General features: G+C 58.3%; 17 protein-coding genes and 1 pseudogene. 7 read left to right on the top strand and 11 right to left on the bottom strand.

What is annotated here, in order from left to right:
* Nucleotides 1-52: 52 nt before the first annotated feature.
* Complete coding sequence (locus KHO07_RS10145; protein WP_212627089.1) at nt 53-832, bottom strand: hypothetical protein; 780 nt, start codon at nt 830-832, stop codon at nt 53-55.
* 343 nt (nt 833-1,175) lie between these two features.
* Here KHO07_RS10145 and KHO07_RS10140 point away from each other — a divergent pair, with 343 nt between their 5' ends.
* Nucleotides 1,176-1,565, top strand: coding sequence for a hypothetical protein (locus tag KHO07_RS10140; RefSeq protein ID WP_212627088.1), 390 nt, complete (start codon nt 1,176-1,178; stop codon nt 1,563-1,565).
* 42 nt (nt 1,566-1,607) lie between these two features.
* Nucleotides 1,608-2,024, top strand: a complete 417-nt coding sequence (locus tag KHO07_RS10135) for an Ohr family peroxiredoxin (protein ID WP_123419610.1) — start codon at nt 1,608-1,610, stop codon at nt 2,022-2,024.
* A 129-nt stretch (nt 2,025-2,153) separates the two neighbouring features.
* Here KHO07_RS10135 and KHO07_RS10130 read toward each other — a convergent pair.
* The 3 genes and pseudogenes from KHO07_RS10130 to KHO07_RS10120 form a co-directional block, all read right to left on the bottom strand.
* Nucleotides 2,154-3,572: pseudogene (locus KHO07_RS10130) on the bottom strand (aldehyde dehydrogenase family protein).
* A gap of 93 nt (nt 3,573-3,665) precedes the next feature.
* Nucleotides 3,666-4,415 carry a creatininase family protein gene (locus tag KHO07_RS10125; RefSeq protein ID WP_123419612.1) on the bottom strand — a complete coding sequence of 250 codons (750 nt, stop codon included), beginning with the start codon at nt 4,413-4,415 and terminating at the stop codon, nt 3,666-3,668.
* Nucleotides 4,416-4,466: 51 nt separating this feature from the next.
* A complete protein-coding gene (locus KHO07_RS10120) occupies nt 4,467-5,792 on the bottom strand; it encodes an MFS transporter (RefSeq protein WP_212627087.1) in 1,326 nt (441 codons plus the stop codon).
* A gap of 132 nt (nt 5,793-5,924) precedes the next feature.
* Here KHO07_RS10120 and KHO07_RS10115 point away from each other — a divergent pair, with 132 nt between their 5' ends.
* Nucleotides 5,925-6,869 (top strand): LysR family transcriptional regulator, encoded by a 945-nt coding sequence (locus tag KHO07_RS10115; RefSeq protein ID WP_150732530.1) that lies wholly within the window; start codon nt 5,925-5,927, stop codon nt 6,867-6,869.
* Here KHO07_RS10115 and KHO07_RS10110 read toward each other — a convergent pair.
* From KHO07_RS10110 to KHO07_RS10085, 6 genes are all read right to left on the bottom strand, one after another.
* Nucleotides 6,845-7,171, bottom strand: coding sequence for an antibiotic biosynthesis monooxygenase family protein (locus KHO07_RS10110; protein WP_212627086.1), 327 nt, complete (start codon nt 7,169-7,171; stop codon nt 6,845-6,847). The genes KHO07_RS10115 and KHO07_RS10110 overlap by 25 nt on opposite strands.
* 199 nt (nt 7,172-7,370) lie before the next feature.
* Nucleotides 7,371-8,123 (bottom strand): 3-oxoacyl-ACP reductase family protein, encoded by a 753-nt coding sequence (locus tag KHO07_RS10105; RefSeq protein ID WP_212627085.1) that lies wholly within the window; start codon nt 8,121-8,123, stop codon nt 7,371-7,373.
* Between the two features lie 55 nt (nt 8,124-8,178).
* The gene (locus KHO07_RS10100; protein WP_212627084.1) at nt 8,179-8,955 is read right to left on the bottom strand and encodes an alpha/beta hydrolase; all 777 of its coding nucleotides are present in this window, start codon (nt 8,953-8,955) and stop codon (nt 8,179-8,181) included.
* A gap of 25 nt (nt 8,956-8,980) precedes the next feature.
* Nucleotides 8,981-9,490 (bottom strand): cytochrome P460 family protein, encoded by a 510-nt coding sequence (locus KHO07_RS10095; protein WP_212627083.1) that lies wholly within the window; start codon nt 9,488-9,490, stop codon nt 8,981-8,983.
* Nucleotides 9,491-9,514: 24 nt separating this feature from the next.
* Nucleotides 9,515-10,588, bottom strand: coding sequence for an alpha/beta hydrolase (locus KHO07_RS10090; protein WP_212627082.1), 1,074 nt, complete (start codon nt 10,586-10,588; stop codon nt 9,515-9,517).
* Between the two features lie 62 nt (nt 10,589-10,650).
* Nucleotides 10,651-11,988, bottom strand: a complete 1,338-nt coding sequence (locus KHO07_RS10085) for an epoxide hydrolase family protein (RefSeq protein WP_212627081.1) — start codon at nt 11,986-11,988, stop codon at nt 10,651-10,653.
* A 302-nt stretch (nt 11,989-12,290) separates the two neighbouring features.
* Between KHO07_RS10085 and KHO07_RS10080 the strand changes: the two genes are divergently transcribed.
* A complete protein-coding gene (locus KHO07_RS10080; RefSeq protein ID WP_212627080.1) occupies nt 12,291-13,565 on the top strand; it encodes an MFS transporter in 1,275 nt (424 codons plus the stop codon).
* Nucleotides 13,566-13,668: 103 nt separating this feature from the next.
* On the opposite strand, the gene KHO07_RS10075 is transcribed toward KHO07_RS10080, so the two are convergent.
* Nucleotides 13,669-14,658, bottom strand: a complete 990-nt coding sequence (locus KHO07_RS10075; RefSeq protein WP_212627079.1) for a quinone oxidoreductase — start codon at nt 14,656-14,658, stop codon at nt 13,669-13,671.
* A gap of 359 nt (nt 14,659-15,017) precedes the next feature.
* On the opposite strand from KHO07_RS10075, the gene KHO07_RS10070 reads away from it, so the two are divergent.
* The 3 genes from KHO07_RS10070 to KHO07_RS10060 all read left to right on the top strand — a co-directional run bounded on the left by KHO07_RS10070 (nt 15,018) and on the right by KHO07_RS10060 (nt 18,927).
* A complete protein-coding gene (locus tag KHO07_RS10070; protein ID WP_244858275.1) occupies nt 15,018-17,861 on the top strand; it encodes a PAS domain-containing protein in 2,844 nt (947 codons plus the stop codon).
* Nucleotides 17,861-18,232, top strand: coding sequence for a response regulator (locus tag KHO07_RS10065; RefSeq protein WP_212627077.1), 372 nt, complete (start codon nt 17,861-17,863; stop codon nt 18,230-18,232). The genes KHO07_RS10070 and KHO07_RS10065 overlap by 1 nt, the downstream gene beginning before the upstream one ends.
* A gap of 77 nt (nt 18,233-18,309) precedes the next feature.
* Nucleotides 18,310-18,927 (top strand): response regulator, encoded by a 618-nt coding sequence (locus KHO07_RS10060; RefSeq protein ID WP_212627076.1) that lies wholly within the window; start codon nt 18,310-18,312, stop codon nt 18,925-18,927.
* Nucleotides 18,928-18,938 lie beyond the last annotated feature (11 nt).

Raw genomic sequence — 18,938 nt, 5'->3', positions numbered from 1 at the left:
TCGCAGAATGAGGGCAGGTTCTCTTCCTGCCCTCATGACTGGGTTTCAACTTTTAAGCCAGTTCAGCCTTCACCATGTCAATCTTCGCCTTGACCGCTTGTTGCTCCGTTCTGGCTTTTTCCTTGGTCAGCACCTCGACTCTTTTGTCGAGGGAAGCTTGCTCTTCGGGAGACATTTTTTCATATTCCTCCTTACTCACACCCGTCAATTGTTCTCTAACCTTTTCGGCATCTGTTTGGTTCATGTAATCCTTGAATAATTCCGATCCTGTTTTTTCGGATGAGGGTGGGGATTGGTAAGGACTCGTAGCCAGTTTATTACCTGCTGCATCATTGTTTGTAGAAAATGTGGTGCCATGATTATGAGCTGTTGCCATGGGCAACAGGGCCGAGTCTGTACCCTCAGCGTCCTCGGATTTGGATGATGCTGTCCTCAAATTAATCATCATCTTCGCAAAAGCCTCGTCGAAATCCTGCTTCTTATCTGAGTCCGTCGTCGAAGACTCGGTTTTGCTGACGCCTGAAACTCCAGACTGAGAGGATTGGGCGGGTGATGCCAAGTTAAAAAGCGAATCCTTTTGTACCAGATTCGTATGAATGTCGGACTTGTTCCAAGACGCCAAAGAGAAGTCGCGGTTTCCGATTATCAAGGGGAACTCCTTATAGAGAAAAATTTTATAAAGACTGCATTTCGAAAATAGCAAAATATGTGCCATGCAGACGCAAATTTCGTTAAACCTGAGCTTCAAATACTTCCAGCTCATTTCTATCCATGAACAGCGGAGGCGCCGATACAGATCTTTAATTAAGGCGGCAATAGGTTGCCGCTGCATTTAAATTTTTGCCGTTCAGCCTCATGGTGTCTACATACAAAACAGTCCGCATTCCCAACGTCGCACTGTCTAAATCGTGTCCAATTATCTATGGGAGGACAAGCGTTGACGCTATTGTAATGAGTGCGTTGGGATGATGAGTGGACATAGCAAACACGATGTTGTTGTCCCCCACCCCCCTCAACTTCGCCCACCCAACGGGTCTACTATTAAGCGCTAACACCGCATAACTGGTAAATCTCATCCTGTGACGTCATGCTCGACCTGCACCACTCAAACTTTGGCAACCTCCTATTCCCCGGTTGCTTGATCAGTTGAATAGATGACGTAGAGGGATCCGATCATGGCCGAAGGTTATCGCGTGAGTTGCCTTAGCACAGCTGAGCGGCTTGGGAACGACGAATTGCACGCTTTAATGGCGGGTGTCGTCAGGCGTGACAGGCGTGAGTCACAACAACTCTTTGCGGCAGTGACCCCCTTACTCATCGCCTTCTATGAAGGCCAAGTACAGGCCGGGCGAATTAAGCGTGGAGCCACCGCGGCGTTGGTTCAGGAAGCTTTCAAGGCGCTCTACCTTGGACAGCCAGGTTATGACCCGAACCTACCGTTCAGGGCGTGGGTTCTCGATATCGCACGATCAACTCTACTGGGCAACTCGGGCACAGAAGCCGTTTTCGACGCTCTTGCAGGTGGGGCGGCGCGCCACTGCCAGCAAGTCATGCAGGCCACGTGATTCGATCTTTCGATGCCGCGTTATCAACGCCAGGAAGTACTCATGATCAATATCGAAAAAACCCTCTACACCGGTCACACCTACACAACAGGAGGTCGAGAGGGCACCGGCCGCAGCCATGATGGACGACTTGACCTCAAGCTTTCTCCACCCGGCGCGCCCGGAATAGGCACCAACCCGGAGCAATTGTTCGCAGTCTGCTGGTCAGCCTGTTTTCTAGGTTCTCTGCGCCATGCCTGCAATGCTCGCAGGATCGCCTTTCCAGTGATGGCCGGTGTCGATGCCCAAGTGGATTTGATCCATGGCGAACAGGGTTTTACTCTGCAGGCCCGACTGGTCGTATCGTTGCCTGACATAGAGTCGGACACCGCTTTGCAACTTATTGAAGCGGCAAACCAGAACTGCCCCTACTCAAAAGCCACGCGCGCCAACATCCCTGTGAGCATCACACTCGCCTGATTTTCCGCTCTATGCTCAACACCTTTAGCAGAAGCAGAAGCAGAAGCAAAGGAAACCACCTGCTTCTGCCTCGCAATCATTGGCTATTCACAACACAAGAAGCGAACACGATATCCCGCCAAACCCAGGCTAATCCGACACAATACTTTTGGCCTCAAGAAACGATTCCAGCCCAAAGACGCCGAACTCCCGGCCGACACCGGACTGCTTGACCCCGCCGAACGGCGCAAGCAGCTCTGGCGCGATTCTGTTGATCAACACCGAGCCGGCCTGCAGCCGGGACGCCAGGCTTCGGGCACGTTCCGGTTGCCGGGAAAACACATAGGCTTGCAAGCCGTAGAGCGTGGCGTTGGCAATATCGATCGCCTGTTCTTGCGAGTCATACGCAATGATCGACAACACCGGGCCGAAAATCTCCTCGCGCGCAATGTCCATGTCACTGCTGACGTCGGCAAAGACCGTGGGCCTGACGAAATAGCCCTTGTCCAGGCCGATCGGCCTGCCCTCCCCGCCAGCAATCAGCGTCGCGCCTTGTGCCTGCCCCCGGCGGATGAAACCTTGTACGCGGTCGAACTGCGCCTGACTGACCAGAGGCCCGATAACGGTGGCAGGATCCTGCGGATTGCCGACGACCATCGCCCCGACCAGGCTTTTTACACGGTCGATGATGTCCTCGGCGTGCTTGCGCGGCACCAGCAGGCGCGTGCCGGCGACACACGCCTGTCCGTTATTCATGAAGGCAGCATTCAATGCCAGGGGAATGGCGGTGTCGAGATCGGCGTCCTCAAGAACAATAGAGGCCGACTTCCCCGTGAGCGCCAGGCTCACTCGCTTCATGGTCTCGATACCGGCGCGAGCAATGAGCTTCCCGGTGGCGGTGGACCCCGTGAATGAAATTTTCGCAATGTGTGGGCTGGTGCTGAGTTCGTCACCGACATCACTGCCGCGGCCCAATAGAATGTTGAAAACCCCTTTGGGCAAATCGGCGCGACGCAACGCCTGGGCCAGCACATCGGTTTGCCAGGGACTCAACTCGCTCGGTTTGATGACCGAGGCACAGCCGGCTGCAATGGCCGATGCCAGTTTGCTGCATATCGTCCCGGCGGTGCTGTTCCAGGGGGCAATCAACGCCGCTACGCCGACCGGCTCCATCACCACGGTAGCGTCGCCGACCGAGCGAGTCAGGTCGTAGTTTTTCAACACCTGCGCCGCATTGGCAAATGACTGCGAGGCGTAGCGACTGACCCATTGCGCTCAAGCGAACGGCGCACCGTACTCCTCGATGGCGGTATCACGAATCTCATCCGTGCTCGCCAGTACGGCAGCCTGCAACTGCTCAAGCATCTCGATACGCTCGGCCTTGGACGTGCGGCCCATCGCGACTTGAGCACGCGAAGCCGCCGCGATGGCGCGCCTGGCATCTTCACGGTTGGCCAAGGTGACCGTACCGATGACCGCCTCGGTCGCCGGGTTGATGCATTGCACCGTTTCATTCCCCTGAACGGGAAGGAATGCTCCATCAATGTAACTATGATTGATCTTCCACATCGTGGCGTACCTGATCGAGTGCGGTTTACCCGCGATGAGCACCAACGCCCGTTATGCCCAGGCGTTGGCCAGGTCGAATAACACGTGCGCGGTTCAGCCTGGCATCGGCTCGCGGCTGAAGGCTTGCACCTCCTGCACCAGGCCTTGTGCTGCCATCATCACCAGTTGCCGGCCTTTTTCAGGGGACGCTTGCGCCGGGTCAGATCCCATGCGGCCATCCGGATGACGGGCACGGAAATCGGCAGCCTCTCGAATGGGCCCCCAATTGGCGATCTGTGGCGAGTAGTCAGCCGATTTGATGGCGTGTGGATAGGCCCACTGGGTCACGGCAATTTCCGAAGGTGTTGCATGAATGCCATGTCCTGTCGGGAACTGGTCCTTGGCCAGGTCATTGATCCCTTCCAGATCCCACCAGTTGCACAGCTTCAAGGCAAAACCCGCCGGACGACGTGCAAAGCTCGCTTCGGCGTAGAGTTCCGAAAACGCTGCTTCGATCGACGCGATGTTGCCGCCATGGCCATTGAGGAAAAAGATTTTTTCAAAGCCGTGGGCAGCCAGCGAACGCGTCCAGTCACCGATGGCGGCGATGAACGTCGAAGGCCTGAGCGTGATCGTTCCAGGGAAACCCAGATGATGCTGGGCCATGCCGATATTGAAGGTCGGGGCAATCAGGATATCCGCTGACTCCTGCGCCTGATGGGCGATGATTTCGGGGCACATCCAGTCCGTTCCCAGCAGCCCGGTAGGCCCGTGCTGCTCGTTGGAACCGATCGGGATGACGATGGTACGGCTGCGCTCGAGAAATTTGGCGATTTCGGCCCAGGTCGATAGATGTAAAAGCATTTGCGTTCTCTCTTTGGAAAGGTTCCTTGCGGAACACAATGGGTGTGAAGTTCAAAGCGCCCGATCCATCTGCCGTGCATCCAAGACCCGGTCGCGATGCGCCAGCGGTTTGCTCGCGATGATCACGAACGCGGCGCACAGAAACACGCAGCCGACAGCGACGATGCCAGGGTTCATGCTTGCTGTTGATGTCTTTGCCCAACCGATCACTGCCGGGCCCCAGAAGCCGCCGCAAAGACCGATGGTATTGATCAGAGCGATGCCGCCCGCTGCCGCTTCGCCCTTGATGAGTTCAGAGGGCATTGCCCACAAAACCGTGTAGGCCATGAACATCATGGCGATCGCCAACGTCAGCAGAACCATTGATAACACCAGGTTCCCATCGGCAACAGGATACAAAAGTATCAGTATTGCCCCGACGCCTGCCGGGACCGCGCAGTGGTAGCGGCGCTCGCCGAAACGGTCGGAGCGGCGCCCGATCCAGTACATGCCCGCTGCCGCTGCCACATAGGGAATCGCGGCGCACCAACCCAGCTGCATCATGTCGTGGATGCCTTGCGCCTTAAGGATCGCCGGGAGCCAGAAGCTCATGGCGTAGATCGAAAAAATGATGCAGAAATAGGCGCACGCCAGGATGTAGATCCTGCGATCGCGCAACACCGCTCTGAACGAGTGAGCCCCTCCCGGGGAAGCGCCCAGCTCACGCTGCAGCATTTGCTTTTCCTCGACGCTCAGCCAGCGCGCCTCGGCGGGATGGTTGCACAGGGAAAAATAAGCAAACGCACCGAGCAACACACAGGGCAACCCTTCGATCAGGAACATCCACTGCCACCCCGCCAGGCCACCCATGCCTTCGAACGTGGAAATCAGCCAGGCCGAAAGCGGACCGCCGATTATTCCGCCCGCGGGACCTGCGATGAACACGATTGCGATGGCCCGGGCCATTCGTTTGGGGCCGTACCAGCACGACAGGTAATAGATCATCCCCGGTGCGAAACCGGCTTCAAAAACGCCGAGCAGAAAGCGCATGGCGTAGAACGTTGGCACGTCGCGCACGAATAGCATGCAGGCCGATGTGATGCCCCATAACACCAGAATGCGACTGAAGGTTTTTCGCGCCCCCACTCGAGGCAGCATCAGGTTGCTGGGTATCTCGAACAGTACATACCCCAGAAAAAAAACACCTGCGCCGACACCGTAAGCGGCGTCCGACAGCCCAAGGTCGTTTTGCATCTGCAGTTTGGCAAAGCCGACGTTGATGCGATCCAGATAGGCGAATACGTAGCAAACGAACAGCAGTGGCAACAGCCGCCAATTGAGTTTGCGGTACAACTTTGCGAGGGCGGCACTCTCTGTGGGCGTCACGATGGTCGACATGCGAGTCTCCAGTTTTTCTTGTTGGTCTGACGTGTGGAAAGATGTTGCGCCGACGGCGTAAACAGCAGCAAGAGCAACTATGTTCGTGTACCGTTGCCCTATGAGCAACGCAGAATCCATAAGGAAACACTCGTGCGCGAAATCAACCAGCAACGCTTGCGGTATTTTCATGAGGTGCTGACCCACGGATCGATCCGGGGCGCAGCGGACAGCATCAACACTTCCCCGTCAGTGATCACGCGTCAGATCAAACTGCTGGAGGAAGAACTCGGCACCCGGCTGTTTGAACGCCAGGCCCGTGGTGTTCAGCCCACCGAGGCTGCCGCGCACCTGCTGGAGTTCTGGCGGGGCTATCGATCGCACCAGGAAAAGCTTGAAGACCAGCTCCAGGCGATCAAAGGCCTTCAGTTGGGACACGTGCGGGTCGTCATCAGCGAGGGCTACGTCGATACATTGGTCGACCACGTACTCGCGCCGTTCTGCAAACAGTATCCCAAGCTCGATATCAGGCTGGACATCCTGCCCGTTGACGACGTCCTCAACGAGATCGCGGAAAATCGCGCGCATATCGGCCTGGCCTACAACCCTCCTCCCCATCCTCACATCGACTATCGAGCGACGTCCCGGCAACCGGTGATGCTGTTGGTTCGCCCGGACCATCCATTGGCCTTGAAAGGGGCAATGGCAACTGTCGCCGATTTGCTCGACTGCCAACTGGTGCTGACGCCGACGACCTTCGGTATCGGTCATGCGCTGAAAATGCTCGAGTACGCCGAGAAGATAGAAATCCGTCCGGCGTTGGTCAGCAACTCATTGGCCGCCCTCAAGCGCCTTGTTGCATCCGGCGAGTTTGCCTCGCTGCTGGGCGAGGTGGCGGCCTATCGGGAAATCGCACAAGGCAGTCTAGCGGCCGTAGCCGTCGACCATCCACTGTTCCAGGGGGTCGAGGCGAAACTGTTGGTGAAGTCCGGACGCCCGCTGGCGGCACCCGCTCAAGAACTGCTGAACTGGATGCTGCAGCGTTTGCCGATGTTCGCTTCCGGCAATCCTGATCACCCATTAGGAACGCGACGTTGACCTTCAGCGGGATTGATAATAAAGGTACTGAATTTAATCCGGCTGGCCATGCCAGCCCTCAACATATCCATAAACCCGGCCAGCTCCGGATGATCAAAATGTGCATGCATCAGACTTTCCGATTCCCAGTAACCGCTGACGATCCAGGCGTTTTTTGCCCGACGATTATCGGTAATCGCGTATCCCATGCACCCTGAGTTGCTGAGGAGTGCACGAACAATGTGAGGGAGTATCGAGCAGACTTCACCCACTCGCCCGGGTGCGGCATCGACTTCGACGGTATTGATTGCTGAAATTAACATTCTCAACCCTCCTGCATGACCTACGGGAATTACTGCCGTATTCACACTGTTCATCGGTGACCTGATCGAGGCACTCGGGGCGCTATTGTTCGCGGTATTGCTCCTGATGCCCGGCATCACGCCAATGCTCGACACGTTGCACGGCACGACCGACAGGTGTCCAACGAGTGGCCAGGGCAATACCGCAAGACAGCCGGGATCAGGCCAGGTATCCGCCGTCGACCGTCAGGCTCGCGCCCGTGACAAACGACGCATCGTCACTGGCAAGGTACGCGGCCATTCCAGCGATCTCGTCAGCGGTGCCGAGCCGACCCAGCGGCACCAGTTTGATCACATGATCCAGATAAGGCGCATCGGCCGGGTTCATGTCGGTTGCCGTCGGACCGGGTTGAATGTTGTTGACGGTGATGCCGCGCGCGGCGAAATCCAGGGCTAGACCACGCACCAGACCGACCAGCGCGGCCTTGGTCATCGAGTAGGCGCTGGACCCGGGGAAACCGGTACGCGCGCCGGCGACACTGCCGATGGTGATGATTCGGTCACCGCGACTCATGACCCTGGAGCACGCCTGAATCGCCACATAGGCGGCGCGTACGTTTACCGCGTACATATTGTCGAGCGCCTCGACACTGAATTCGTCTACTGAGCCGAGCCCCAGAATTCCGGCATTGTTCACCAGGATATTCAGTGCGCCGAAATGCTCGACCGTCGTGCTAACGGCCCGCTCGATATCCGCTGCGATCCGGCTGTCGGCCTTGATCGCCAGCGCCTTGCCGCCGTGTGCCCGGATATCGGCCACCAGCGCCTCGGCTTGCGCTGTGGATGCCGCATACGTGAAGGCCACGGCGGCGCCCTCCAGCGCCAGTCGCCGCACAATGGCAGCGCCGATACCGCGCGAGCCACCGGTGATCAAGGCAGTCTTGCCGATAAATCGTTGTGAGTTGCTGTTCATGTTCTTACCTTCCACTGAGGTTCATTCGAAGCGCGAGTCCGCACGCCGATGGGCATTACTTCGCCGTGGCGGCTTTCTCGATCAGGCGGGCAACCGGCCCCGGGTTCGAAACCATCACCACATGGGACGCCCCCTTGACGACTTCCACATCTTTTGCGGCGGCGCGTTTGGCCATGAAGTCCATGGCTTGCGGCGGAATGTTCTTGTCCTTGTCGCCATAGATGTACCAGGACGGAATATGCTTCCAGGCGGGTGTGCCCGACTGTTCGTTGAGCGCCGCTTCCGTCACCGGGCGCTGGGTGGCGGCCATCAATGCCGCCTCTTTAGCGGGGACGTCAGCGGCAAACTGGTCGTGAAACTTGTCCTGCTGGATGTACAAGTCCTTACCGCCATCGGCCAGCGGTACAGGTGCAGCCAGGGTTGGCCCCAGCGTGCTGCCCGGGAATTTGCCAGCCAGCCCGGCGACGGTTTCCCCGACCTCGGGTGCAAACGCACTGACATAAACCAGCGCTTTGACGTTGGTATGATCGTTGGCCGCATCACTGATGACGTTGCCGCCATAGGAATGGCCGACCAACACCACAGGCGAGTGAATGCTCGTCAGCAATGCCGAGATTGCCGCGCCATCGCTTTTGACGCCGCGCAATGGGTTGGCGGCGGCCACCACCGGATAACCGTCTTTCTCCAGAATCTTTACCACCCCATTCCAACTCGACGCATCGGCAAAGGCGCCGTGGACGAGCACGATCGTGGGCTTTTCAGTTTGCGCCCAGGCGTGTGTACCCATACTCAGGCTGACGGCGACGGCCAGCGCGGCCACTACTTTTTTCATTGCAAACTCCGGGTTTGACGGGAAATTAAGGGGCGAAACGAGTGAAGACAAAATCGTGATTGCGCACTCGCGCCTGGTGACAGGCGAAACAGGTTTGATGCTGGGCTTCATCGGCCGGTTTACCGTTGATAAACCGACCGAACCCCCAGCCTCCGGTTGCTGCATATTTCTTCGAGTCCTTGACCATGACCTGCACGGTCGTGGCCGCACCCGGGATGGACGCCGGCTCGAATTCCGGGGACTGAACGTGTTTCCAGGCAAGCTTTACCAGCACCGTGCCGTCAGGAAATGGCAGCGTTGAATCCTGATAAGCCTTGATGGCCAAATCATTGCCCAGCACGGCTCGCAGCTCGTCCAAAGGTGCCGCTTCCTGCGCCGGGGCAATCATCGGCCACAAGCGATAGTTTTCAGGCAGCTTCACACCATAGATCGGTGAGGCGTTGCCATTACCGGCGTCGCCCAGGGCGACACCGGTGGCGGTCACTGCGGCGGTTGCAATGGCAGCCGACATCACTGCCAGATATTTGAGCTTCATGGTTGCCATCCTTTCAGCCGGTTCTCAGAGGTGATCGGCATCGATCACGGCCTGGGCGAAGGCTTGCGGCGCTTCTTGCGGCAAGTTGTGGCCTACACCACCGCTGATCAATCGGTACTCATACTTGCCAGTGAAACGCTTGGCGTACGCTTCGGCAGGTGGATGCGGTGCGCCGTTGGCGTCACCCTCCATGGTGATGGTTGGCACACTGATGGATGGAGAGGCCGCGAGCTTCTTCTCCAGCGCGTCGTATTTGGCCTCGCCCTTGACCAGTCCCAGGCGCCACCGATAGTTGAAGATGGACACAGCGACGTGATCAGGATTCTGCAAAGCGGCGGCGCTTCGGTCATAAGTGGCGTCGTCGAAGTTCCACTGCGGCGAGGCCAGTTTCCAGATCAGCTTGGCGAAGTCGTGGGTGTTTTTTTCGTAGCCCAGACGACCGCGCTCAGTCGCGAAGTAGAACTGATACCACCACTGCAATTCGGCGGCGGGCGGCAACGGTGCCTTCCCGGCGTCCTGGCTGCCGATCAGGTAACCGCTCACCGCGACCAGTGCCTTGACCCGTTCAGGCCAGAGGGCCGCGACGATGTCAGCCGTGCGTGCGCCCCAGTCATAGCCGCCGAGCACGGCTTGTTTGATGTGCAACGCATCCATGAAGTCGATCAGGTCGCTCGCCAGCGCGGAGGGCTGACCATTGCGGATCGTCTTGGCAGAAAGGAAACGTGTCTCGCCATAACCGCGCGCATAGGGGATCAATACGCGATAACCCTTCTGCGCCAGTGCTGGTGCGACGTCGATGTAACTGTGAATGTCGTACGGCCAGCCGTGCAGCAGGATCACCACAGGACCGTCAGCTGGGCCGACTTCGGCATAGGCGACATCCAGCAATCCGGCCTTGACGTGTTTCAACGGCCCGAAGGAAACGTTACTACCCGGCGTAATCACGTCGATTTTTCCCGCCGGCACATCAGCGGCATAGACCGATGATGAGGCGACGCTCAGGACACCCGCTTGCAGCAATGCGATCGCCAGAATGGATCGAGCGAGCAAGCTCCGATGCGGTGATACGGCTCGGTGGTTCAACGCAGTCTTCTTCATGGTTAGTCTCCCTTGGGAACGGCAGATGGCGGTTACGGTGATCGGGGTGGGTGCAAAAGGGTTTAGCGGGTAGCGGCTTTTTGCCCGGCCGTACGCAGAGGACGGAATGCCGCGCGCAATTCTTCGCTGAACAATTGAGGTTGTTCCCACGCCGCGAAGTGGCCACCCTTGCTGACCTCGTTGAAGTAGGACAGCGATGGGTAGGCACGCTGCGACCACACTTTTGGTGCCCGGTAGATTTCGTGCGGGAACACGGTGATAGCGACGGGCACCTTGATGTCGGCGGTCTTCTGCGCTGCTGCGCTGAAGTTATTGTTGTTGTTCTCCCAGTAGAAACGGGAGGACGACGCACCACTGTCGGTCAGCCAATAAAGACTGATGTCATCAAGCATTTCATCGCGGCTGAGCACGCGTTCGGGATGACCGTCACTGTCAGTCCATGCGGCAAACTTTTCGTACATCCAGGCCGCCGTGCCCGCTGGCGAGTCGGCCAGCAGGTAGCCGATGGTCTGGGGCCGGGTCACCATCATTGCGCCATAGGCGGCGTTGCGCCCGAAAAAGGTGCTGAGCGAGTTGTAAGCGTTACGCTCCGGATCGGTCAGTCCGACGGGCGCTGGATCGCCGCTGTTGATCGGCTTGACCAGTTCCGGCGGTACAGTGGCCGGCATGTTCAAGTGAATGCCAAGTAAACCCGGTGGGGCCAGGCGACCCAATGCATCCGAGATCACCGAGCCGTGATCGCCACCCTGCGACACGTAATGGGTGTAGCCCAAGCGCTTCATCAACACATCCCACGCCTTCGCCACCCGATCAGGTCCCCATCCAGGCTCGGTCGGCTTGCCGGAAAAACCATGGCCGGGAATCGATGGAATCACGACATCGAAAGAATCCTCCGCACGCCCGCCGTAAGCCGTCGGGTCGGTCAGCGGGCCGATGGTGTTGAGGAATTCGAACTGCGACCCGGGCCAACCATGGGTCAGGATCAGCGGCATGGCATTGGGGTTGCGCGAACGGACATGGATAAACTGGATGTCGACACCATCAATGGTGGTCACGAACTCCGGCAAGGCATTGAGCTTCGCCTCGGCCTTGCGCCAGTCATAGCCGTTGCCCCAGTACTTCACCAACTCCTTGACCTGCGCCAGCTGCACACCCTGGGATACGTCGTTGACCGTTTCCTTGTCGGGCCAGCGCGTGTCCGCGATGCGTTTGCGCAGGTCAACCAGTTGCGCTTCATCGACATGAATCCGGTACGGACGAATGGCTTGCGACTGAGCGCCTGTAACGTCGGCAGCCGAACTGGCCGCCCATGCGACACAGCTGGCCGCCAGCGCCGCGAAACCGAACACGCCTCTCCTGACGTGGTGGCGCCATGTAAAAGCGGACGAAACCATACGCATGATGAATCTCCTTTCAGGTAGGTGGCCTCTAGCCGCGGCGACGGGGTAGCCTTCACGGGACTGGGCACTGATCTGAGCCAGGTCACCTGCGACGGTGCAACTGACACAAACGGATCAAATCACCCGGATGCCTTGTGGGCGATTACACGATGGTGTCGATCGATACTTAGGTATGAGGTCCCTGGCAGGCGAATCCCGGCTTGTTCGAAAGAAAAAACGCCCGGAAAAAAAGCTCGACGGCACCGCTGCGGATAGCCAGCATTAAGGCCCCTTCGAACAACAACACGGTTTAAGGAACACGGATGCGCGGTGAAACAACGCTCAAGGGAGTGGATGACATTGCAATGGCCTCTTCCCAGTGGCGGGTCATCGGCCTGTGCATGCTCTTCAACGTGATCGACGGCATGGATGTCATGGCCATGGCATTTACCGGGAGCAGCGTATCGGCCGAGTGGGAATTGACCGGCGCACAACTCGGCATGCTGCTGAGTGCGAGCCTGGTCGGCATGGCACTCGGCTCTTTGCTTGCCGGCCCCCGAGCGGATCATTACGGACGTCGGCCGCTATTGCTGGCGGGGCTCTCGCTGAGCGGTTTGAGCATGCTGCTGTCCTTCTGGAGCCCAAACCAATCTCTGCTGATGCTCTTGCGTTTACTGACGGGCATCGGCACCGGAGCGGTTCTCGTGGCCGCAAATGTGCTGACATACGAGCGTGCCAGTCAGCATCGGCGCAATCTGGCCATCGCCCTGCAATCGATGGCCTTCGCATTAGGCGCAAGCCTGGGCGGCGTGCTGGCCCATGCACTCAATACCAGCGTGGGCTGGCGCTATGTATTCCTCGCCGGTGGTCTGATTACGCTTGCGGCTGGCGTGGCGGGCGCATTTTTTCTGCGCGAGTCGGCGCAATTTCTGGTACTGGATCAGCAGCGACATCAGTCGCTTTCGATTCATCCGGCAGCAACGTCAACGATGCCACGTTCAAAGTACCGAGCGTTATTTACCCCTGCGCAGTGGCAGCAAACAACCTCGCTGGCGCTGGCACTGTTGCTGCTCATGGCGTGTTTCTACTTCGTGATGAGCTGGACGCCGACACTCATGACCCTCAACGGCTTTTCCGAGAAGGAAGGCGCCGTCAGCGGCATGTTGCTCTGTGTTGGCGGCATGTCAGGGGCGCTGTTGATGGGCCTGGCGGCCAATCGTTTCGGCTGCTGGCGATTGCTGCTGGGCTTTTTGCTGCTCAATAGCGTATTGATGACCTTGGTCGTACCGGCCGCTGGCTTGTCGGGTCTGGCCGTTACCGTTTGCGTCGTCACGGGCCTGTTGCTCAATGGTGCCATTGCCGGGCTCTTCACCCTGGCTCCCCAGGCCTTTGACACCGCCATCCGTACGACTGGCGTCGGCGTGGTGCTGGCAACAGGGCGTCTTGGCGCGATTATCTCGCCTGTTGTCGCCGGGGTGCTCCTTGACGCCCACTGGACCGCACAAGACCTTTTCATGTTTTTTGCGGGCAGCCAGATAGTGGCGGCCCTTCTGGTCTGGTATAGCTGCAGAGGCTCGAAGGCATGCAGCTCATCATGAGGCGTTTCTGAGGGTTACCAGTTCATGACGCTATCTCCCGGCATTGTCCGATGTGTGCGACAGCCTTGACTGTCTCGCCAATAAAGCCAATTGCCTACCCGTGTCATCCGGGCAAACTACCCTCTATCTGAGGAAGGATGAGCAGTTTCCCCGTCGTCTGGCGCGATTCGAGATCACGATGCGCCTGTTCGGCTTGCGCCAATGAGTAACGCTGGCCGATCACGGTTTTCAACTTGCCTGACGCCACCCAGGCGAACAGCTGCCGGGCACGTTCCAGCAAAGCGTCGCGGCTACGCACGTAATGCAGGACCAACGGATAAGTCAGCTTGATACTGCGCGGAATGGAAAAGATATCGATCGGTGCAACCGGATTCATGAATGGGCCATATAGCGCCAGCGTACCGAAGTAATCGAGCAGGCTCAGTGAAGCGGCGAACCCCTCCCCGCCCGTTCCGTCGTACACCACACTGACGCGCTGGCCTTCCGTCAAACGCAGCACCTGGCCGACGATATTGCTTGTGCGTCCGATCACCACGTAGTCGGCACCTGCAGCGAGCACCGCGTCCACTTTGTCGGCCTGCGACACGCGGCCGATAACTTTTGCGCCTCGCAGCTTGATCATCTGAGTCAGCATCAGCCCCACACCGCCCGCTGCGGCATGCACGAAAGCAACGTCGCCGGGGCTGATGGCATGAACCTTGTTCACCAGATTGCTGGCCGTCAGGCCTTGCATCATCAGGCTCGCAGCGGTGTCGAAGTCGATTGCGTCGGGCAGCGGTACCAATTGGCTGACCGGTGCCAACACTTGTTGAGCGTAACTGCCGGGCACGTAGTGCCATGCCACGCGATCGCCGGGGCTTACCTCGTCCACACCCGGCCCGATCGCCATGACGATTCCGGCACCCTCCACGCCCGGCGTCATCGGCAACGACCAGGCCGCGCCAAGTCCACGGCGGGTGCCGGTGTCCATAAAGTTGATACCGGCAGCCATGACCCGTACAAGCGCCTGGCCGGGCCCCGGTTCTGCCAGCTGGATGACTTCCACCGACATGACTTCGGGATCGCCAAAGGCATGCATCACTATCGCTTTCATAAATGTCGAACCTGTTGCAGGGACGACCTGCCCCTGCCGGATTCGAACCAAAGCGGGAAAAGGTGCGTCACGTCTGATCATTCAATCGTCGAGCGACGATGAAACCCGTGCCAATGCTGACCGGGGGGTGTATCCAGGGTGTTTCGAGATCGGCGATGACTGCATGCTGATGTAACTGCGCTGGCCGTCGATACAGTGGCTTACAACGGCTGTTCCGGATCGCTTTCAGGAGAAGGCTGCGCGTTGCGGCGCAGTGCAATGGCGGGGATATTTATCGAAAGCGACACCAAAGTATGATGGGCGAGCGTCGGGACAAAGGCGCATCTTATTTCAATGGCGACAGCATAATGAGAAACGGTATGGCGAATGACCTCAAGCGCGTCATGGACGCGCTGCCGGGTGTGGTATTTACCGCACGGCCAGACGGTTGCGTCGATTATGTCAATCTGCAATGGCACGACTATACGGGGCGCGATGCCAATGATGCGCTAGGGAGCAACTGGCAGTCCGCAATACACCCCGATGATCGCGCGAACCTGCTCGAACGTTTACACGCCGCGGCGGACAGTGATGCACCTCGGCCGACTCACGCCCGTCTATTGCGCTTCGACGGCACTTATCGTCGGTTTGCCTGGCATTTCTCGTCACTGGAAGATTATCCCGATAGTGGGCGCAAATGGTGTGCGCTTGGCACCGATATTGACGCGTGCCAACGCCCGGACACCCGCGATGCAGCCAACCTGTTCGACGTCAGTTCGATCATCGACAGCATTCCGTCCATGGTTGCGTTCATGAAACCGTCCGGTGAGCTGGAGCGGGTCAATCGCCAGATCGAGGATTACATTGGCGCCCCACTTGATGTCCTGAAAAGCTGGGCCGCCGGCGATACCGTGCACCCGGATGATCTGCCATCAGTCATCGCTGCCTGGATGCATTCGGTCACCACCGGTGAACCGTACATGATCGAGCACCGCATTCGCCGCTTCGACGGTGTATACCGTTGGTTCCATGTGCGAGGCCTGCCGCTGAAAGACCTTGAAGGGAACATCACCCGCTGGTGTGTGTTGCAGGTTGATATTGACGAACGCCGACGTGACAAGGCGCTGATCGCGAGGGCTTTCGCGGAAGTCAGCGCTTCAGAGGATCGCCTGCGCAATATCATCGATGCCGTGCCCGGCTTTGTCTGGAGCGCTTCGCCTGAAGGCAGCGTGGGTTTCGTCAATCAGCGCTGGTGCGATTACACCGGCATGTCGCTCAGCGAAGCGTGTGGCAGCGGCTGGACGACCTCAATTCATCCCGACGACGCGGACGCGCTGGAGGTTTATTGGCGAGGCCTTTTGCAATCGGGTGACGCCGGTGAACACGAGGCGCGCCTGCGACGCTTTGATGGCACTTTCCGCTGGTTCCTGATCAGGGCCGTGCCACAACGAGACGAAGCTGGCCGAGTGCTGCGATGGTATGGCGAAAACACCGACATCGAAGACCGCAAACGGGCGGAGATGTTGCTCGATGGCGAAAAACGCCTGCTTGGCCTGATGGCTGGAGGCTCCTCTCTGCCGGTGATCCTGCAGACACTTTGCGAACTGGTGGAAGTCTTTCTCGAGCGCTGTGTTGCCAGTGTGATGCTGGTCGATCTGAAGCGCTCTGAAGGTGCACAGGAGCATGCGTTGCGAATGCATCAGGGCGCGCGGACAAACATGCCGGCCGATTTGTTGCCGGGGGTGGACGACAAGCCGCTTCGCGCCGAGCGCTGCCCTATCGTCATGGCGGCCACCTTCAACACGCCGATCATCTCCAACAACCTGTCGCACGAATCACGCTGGAATGGTTGGTGCACGACAGCCCGCTCCCACGGTTTCCGGGGACTCTGTTCAATGCCGATTACCTCTAACAGCGGAGCGATCACGGGCGTTCTTTCGGTATTGCACCGGGAAGCCGAACCGCTTTCACCGGAGCAGCAGAATCTGATCGCGCAGTTCACTCACCTTGCCAGTATCGCCATTGATCGTGTGCGCGCCGAAGCTGCGCTTAAGCAGAGTGAGGCCTTTCTTGCCAAAGCCCAACGCCTGAGCGCCACAGGTACGTTTTCCTGGCGAGTCAGCACCGACGAAATCACCTGGTCCGATGAGGTCTACCGTATCCTCGAACTGGATTCGGCAACGACGCCGGGCTTCGACGCCATTTACCGGCGCATTCATCCGGACGACGTATCGAGCCACCGGGAAATGATCAGACGCCAGCGCCGCAGTGGACGTGACTTCGAGCATGAGCATCGATTGCTGATGCCCGATGGCACGGTTAAATATGTGCGTCTGGTCGCGCACTCGATCAAGGAACCGGCAGAGGGACTGGAATACATTGCCGCGCTGCAGGACATCACCCAGTGCCGGCAAGCCGAGGAAGTATTGAGCAAGGCCCGTTCCGAGCTGACGCATCTGGCCAGGGTGGCGAGTCTCGGTGCGGTCACCGCTTCGATCGCCCACGAGGTCAATCAACCGCTTGCCGGGATCATCACCAACGCCAGTACTTGCCTGCGCATGCTCGGAGCCGATCCACCGAATGTCGACGGAGCCCTGGAAACCGCGCGACGCACCATTCGCGATGGCAATCGCGCCGCCGATGTGATCAACCGATTACGCGCGTTGTTCTCGAAAAAAAGCATCACGATCGAAAACGTGGACCTTAACGACGCGACCCGGGAAGTCATCGCCTTGCTGCTGGGTGAACTGCAACGCAGTCGCGTGGTGCTCAATCCACAATTTGCCGATGCATTGCCGTTGGTCAAGGGTGACAGGGTTCAACTTCAACAGGTGATACTCAACCTGATCATGAATGCCGCGGAGGCGATGAACACCATTACCGGTCGCTCCCGGCAGATGATTGTCAGCACCGGCCTGACGGAAGATCACAGTGTTTTTCTTGCTGTGAAGGACAGCGGAAGCGGTATTGATCCTCAGGACATGGAGCGTATTTTCAACGCCTTCTATACCACCAAAAGTGCAGGAATGGGGGTTGGCCTGTCCATCAGCCGCTCCATTATCGAGCGCCACGATGGCAACCTATGGGCCTGCGCCAACGACGGACCGGGGGCAACCTTCCTGTTTTCGATCCCGCTTCGGGCTGAACACTTTACGCAAAACGGTGAATCCACCGACCAGCCGGGCGCCAATGACATCTCCGACCACGCTATGGAGGGTAATTGATGGGCATACCTCTGCTCGTTTCAGTCGTCGACGACGACGAGTCGGTTCGTGAATCGTTGCCAGACCTGATCAAGGAGTTCGGCTTCGCAGTCCAGGCGTTCGCTTCAGCGCAGGAGTACTTGGCGTCCGATTGTCTCGACCTCACACGCTGCCTAATTTTGGATGTGGCCATGCCGGGCATGTCGGGGCCGGATCTAGTAAAAGAATTGTTGCGTCGCGGGTACCGTATACCGGTCATTTTTATCACCGCTCTTGACGACGCCAGCGAGCAATCCCAACTTCGCCACTTCAACGCGGTGGAATGTCTGATGAAGCCTTTCAGCGAGGCGCAACTGCTCAAGGCATTGAGCGCCGCGCTTCCGCTTGATTGAACTTGCAGCCGGATATACTAGGAGCTGACATCTTGAATCCGAAAAACGCCCTCGCCCCTGGATACGGAAAATTACCGATGCGTGATGAGACGCCCGTCGTATTCGTCGTAGATGACGATATCTCCGTGCGTGAATCGCTGGAGTTGTTGATCCGCTTCGCGGGATGGCAACCACGACTTTTCGAGTCGGCTCAGGATTTTCTCAACGCGCCTCGGCCGCTTGTACCCAGTTGCCTGGTGCTGGACATCAATCTGCCGGACCTCAATGGCCTGGATCTGCAAACATCCATCGCCGGCGACAGGCGCAACATGCCGATCATATTCATCACCGGCTATGGCGATATCCCGCTAACGGTTCGGGCCTTGAAAGCGGGTGCGGTGGAGTTTTTGACCAAACCCTTCAACGACGACGTGTTGCTAAAAGCCATGGCCGATGCGCTGCAGAGCAGCCATGCCGCAATCGACGGAGAAAAAAACCTGCGCACACTGTTGGAGGCCTACCGAACCCTGACACCTCGCGAACAGGAAATCATGGCATCGGTGGTCAGCGGACGGTTGAACAAAGTCATCGCAGCCGACCTGAAGATCAGCGAGATCACGGTCAAAGCTCATCGAGGCAAAGTCATGCGTAAAATGAAAGCCCGCTCGCTGGCCGACCTGGTAAAAATGGCCGCACTGATTACCCCGGTTAATTAAGATTCGCTGCG

The organism is Pseudomonas sp. PP3, assembly GCF_905336995.1.
GTDB classification, from domain to species: domain Bacteria; phylum Pseudomonadota; class Gammaproteobacteria; order Pseudomonadales; family Pseudomonadaceae; genus Aquipseudomonas; species Aquipseudomonas reinekei.
Note: the sequence above shows the minus strand (reverse complement) of the source record. Positions and strands in the feature narration are given on the sequence as shown.

Excerpts from the sequence above, each read along its gene's own strand:
- KHO07_RS10060 (WP_212627076.1), top strand. The coding sequence starts at position 18,310 with ATGCGTGATGAGACGCCCGTCGTATTCGTCGTAGATGACGATATCTCC.
- KHO07_RS10080 (WP_212627080.1), top strand. The coding sequence starts at position 12,291 with ATGCGCGGTGAAACAACGCTCAAGGGAGTGGATGACATTGCAATGGCC.
- KHO07_RS10095 (WP_212627083.1), bottom strand. The coding sequence starts at position 9,490 with ATGAAGCTCAAATATCTGGCAGTGATGTCGGCTGCCATTGCAACCGCC.
- KHO07_RS10135 (WP_123419610.1), top strand. The coding sequence starts at position 1,608 with ATGATCAATATCGAAAAAACCCTCTACACCGGTCACACCTACACAACA.
- KHO07_RS10145 (WP_212627089.1), bottom strand. The coding sequence starts at position 832 with ATGCAGCGGCAACCTATTGCCGCCTTAATTAAAGATCTGTATCGGCGC.
- KHO07_RS10100 (WP_212627084.1), bottom strand. The coding sequence starts at position 8,955 with ATGAAAAAAGTAGTGGCCGCGCTGGCCGTCGCCGTCAGCCTGAGTATG.
- KHO07_RS10085 (WP_212627081.1), bottom strand. The coding sequence starts at position 11,988 with ATGCGTATGGTTTCGTCCGCTTTTACATGGCGCCACCACGTCAGGAGA.
- KHO07_RS10120 (WP_212627087.1), bottom strand. The coding sequence starts at position 5,792 with ATGTCGACCATCGTGACGCCCACAGAGAGTGCCGCCCTCGCAAAGTTG.
- KHO07_RS10065 (WP_212627077.1), top strand. The coding sequence starts at position 17,861 with ATGGGCATACCTCTGCTCGTTTCAGTCGTCGACGACGACGAGTCGGTT.
- KHO07_RS10090 (WP_212627082.1), bottom strand. The coding sequence starts at position 10,588 with ATGAAGAAGACTGCGTTGAACCACCGAGCCGTATCACCGCATCGGAGC.
- KHO07_RS10140 (WP_212627088.1), top strand. The coding sequence starts at position 1,176 with ATGGCCGAAGGTTATCGCGTGAGTTGCCTTAGCACAGCTGAGCGGCTT.
- KHO07_RS10110 (WP_212627086.1), bottom strand. The coding sequence starts at position 7,171 with ATGTTAATTTCAGCAATCAATACCGTCGAAGTCGATGCCGCACCCGGG.
- KHO07_RS10105 (WP_212627085.1), bottom strand. The coding sequence starts at position 8,123 with ATGAACAGCAACTCACAACGATTTATCGGCAAGACTGCCTTGATCACC.
- KHO07_RS10075 (WP_212627079.1), bottom strand. The coding sequence starts at position 14,658 with ATGAAAGCGATAGTGATGCATGCCTTTGGCGATCCCGAAGTCATGTCG.
- KHO07_RS10070 (WP_244858275.1), top strand. The coding sequence starts at position 15,018 with ATGGCGAATGACCTCAAGCGCGTCATGGACGCGCTGCCGGGTGTGGTA.
- KHO07_RS10125 (WP_123419612.1), bottom strand. The coding sequence starts at position 4,415 with ATGCTTTTACATCTATCGACCTGGGCCGAAATCGCCAAATTTCTCGAG.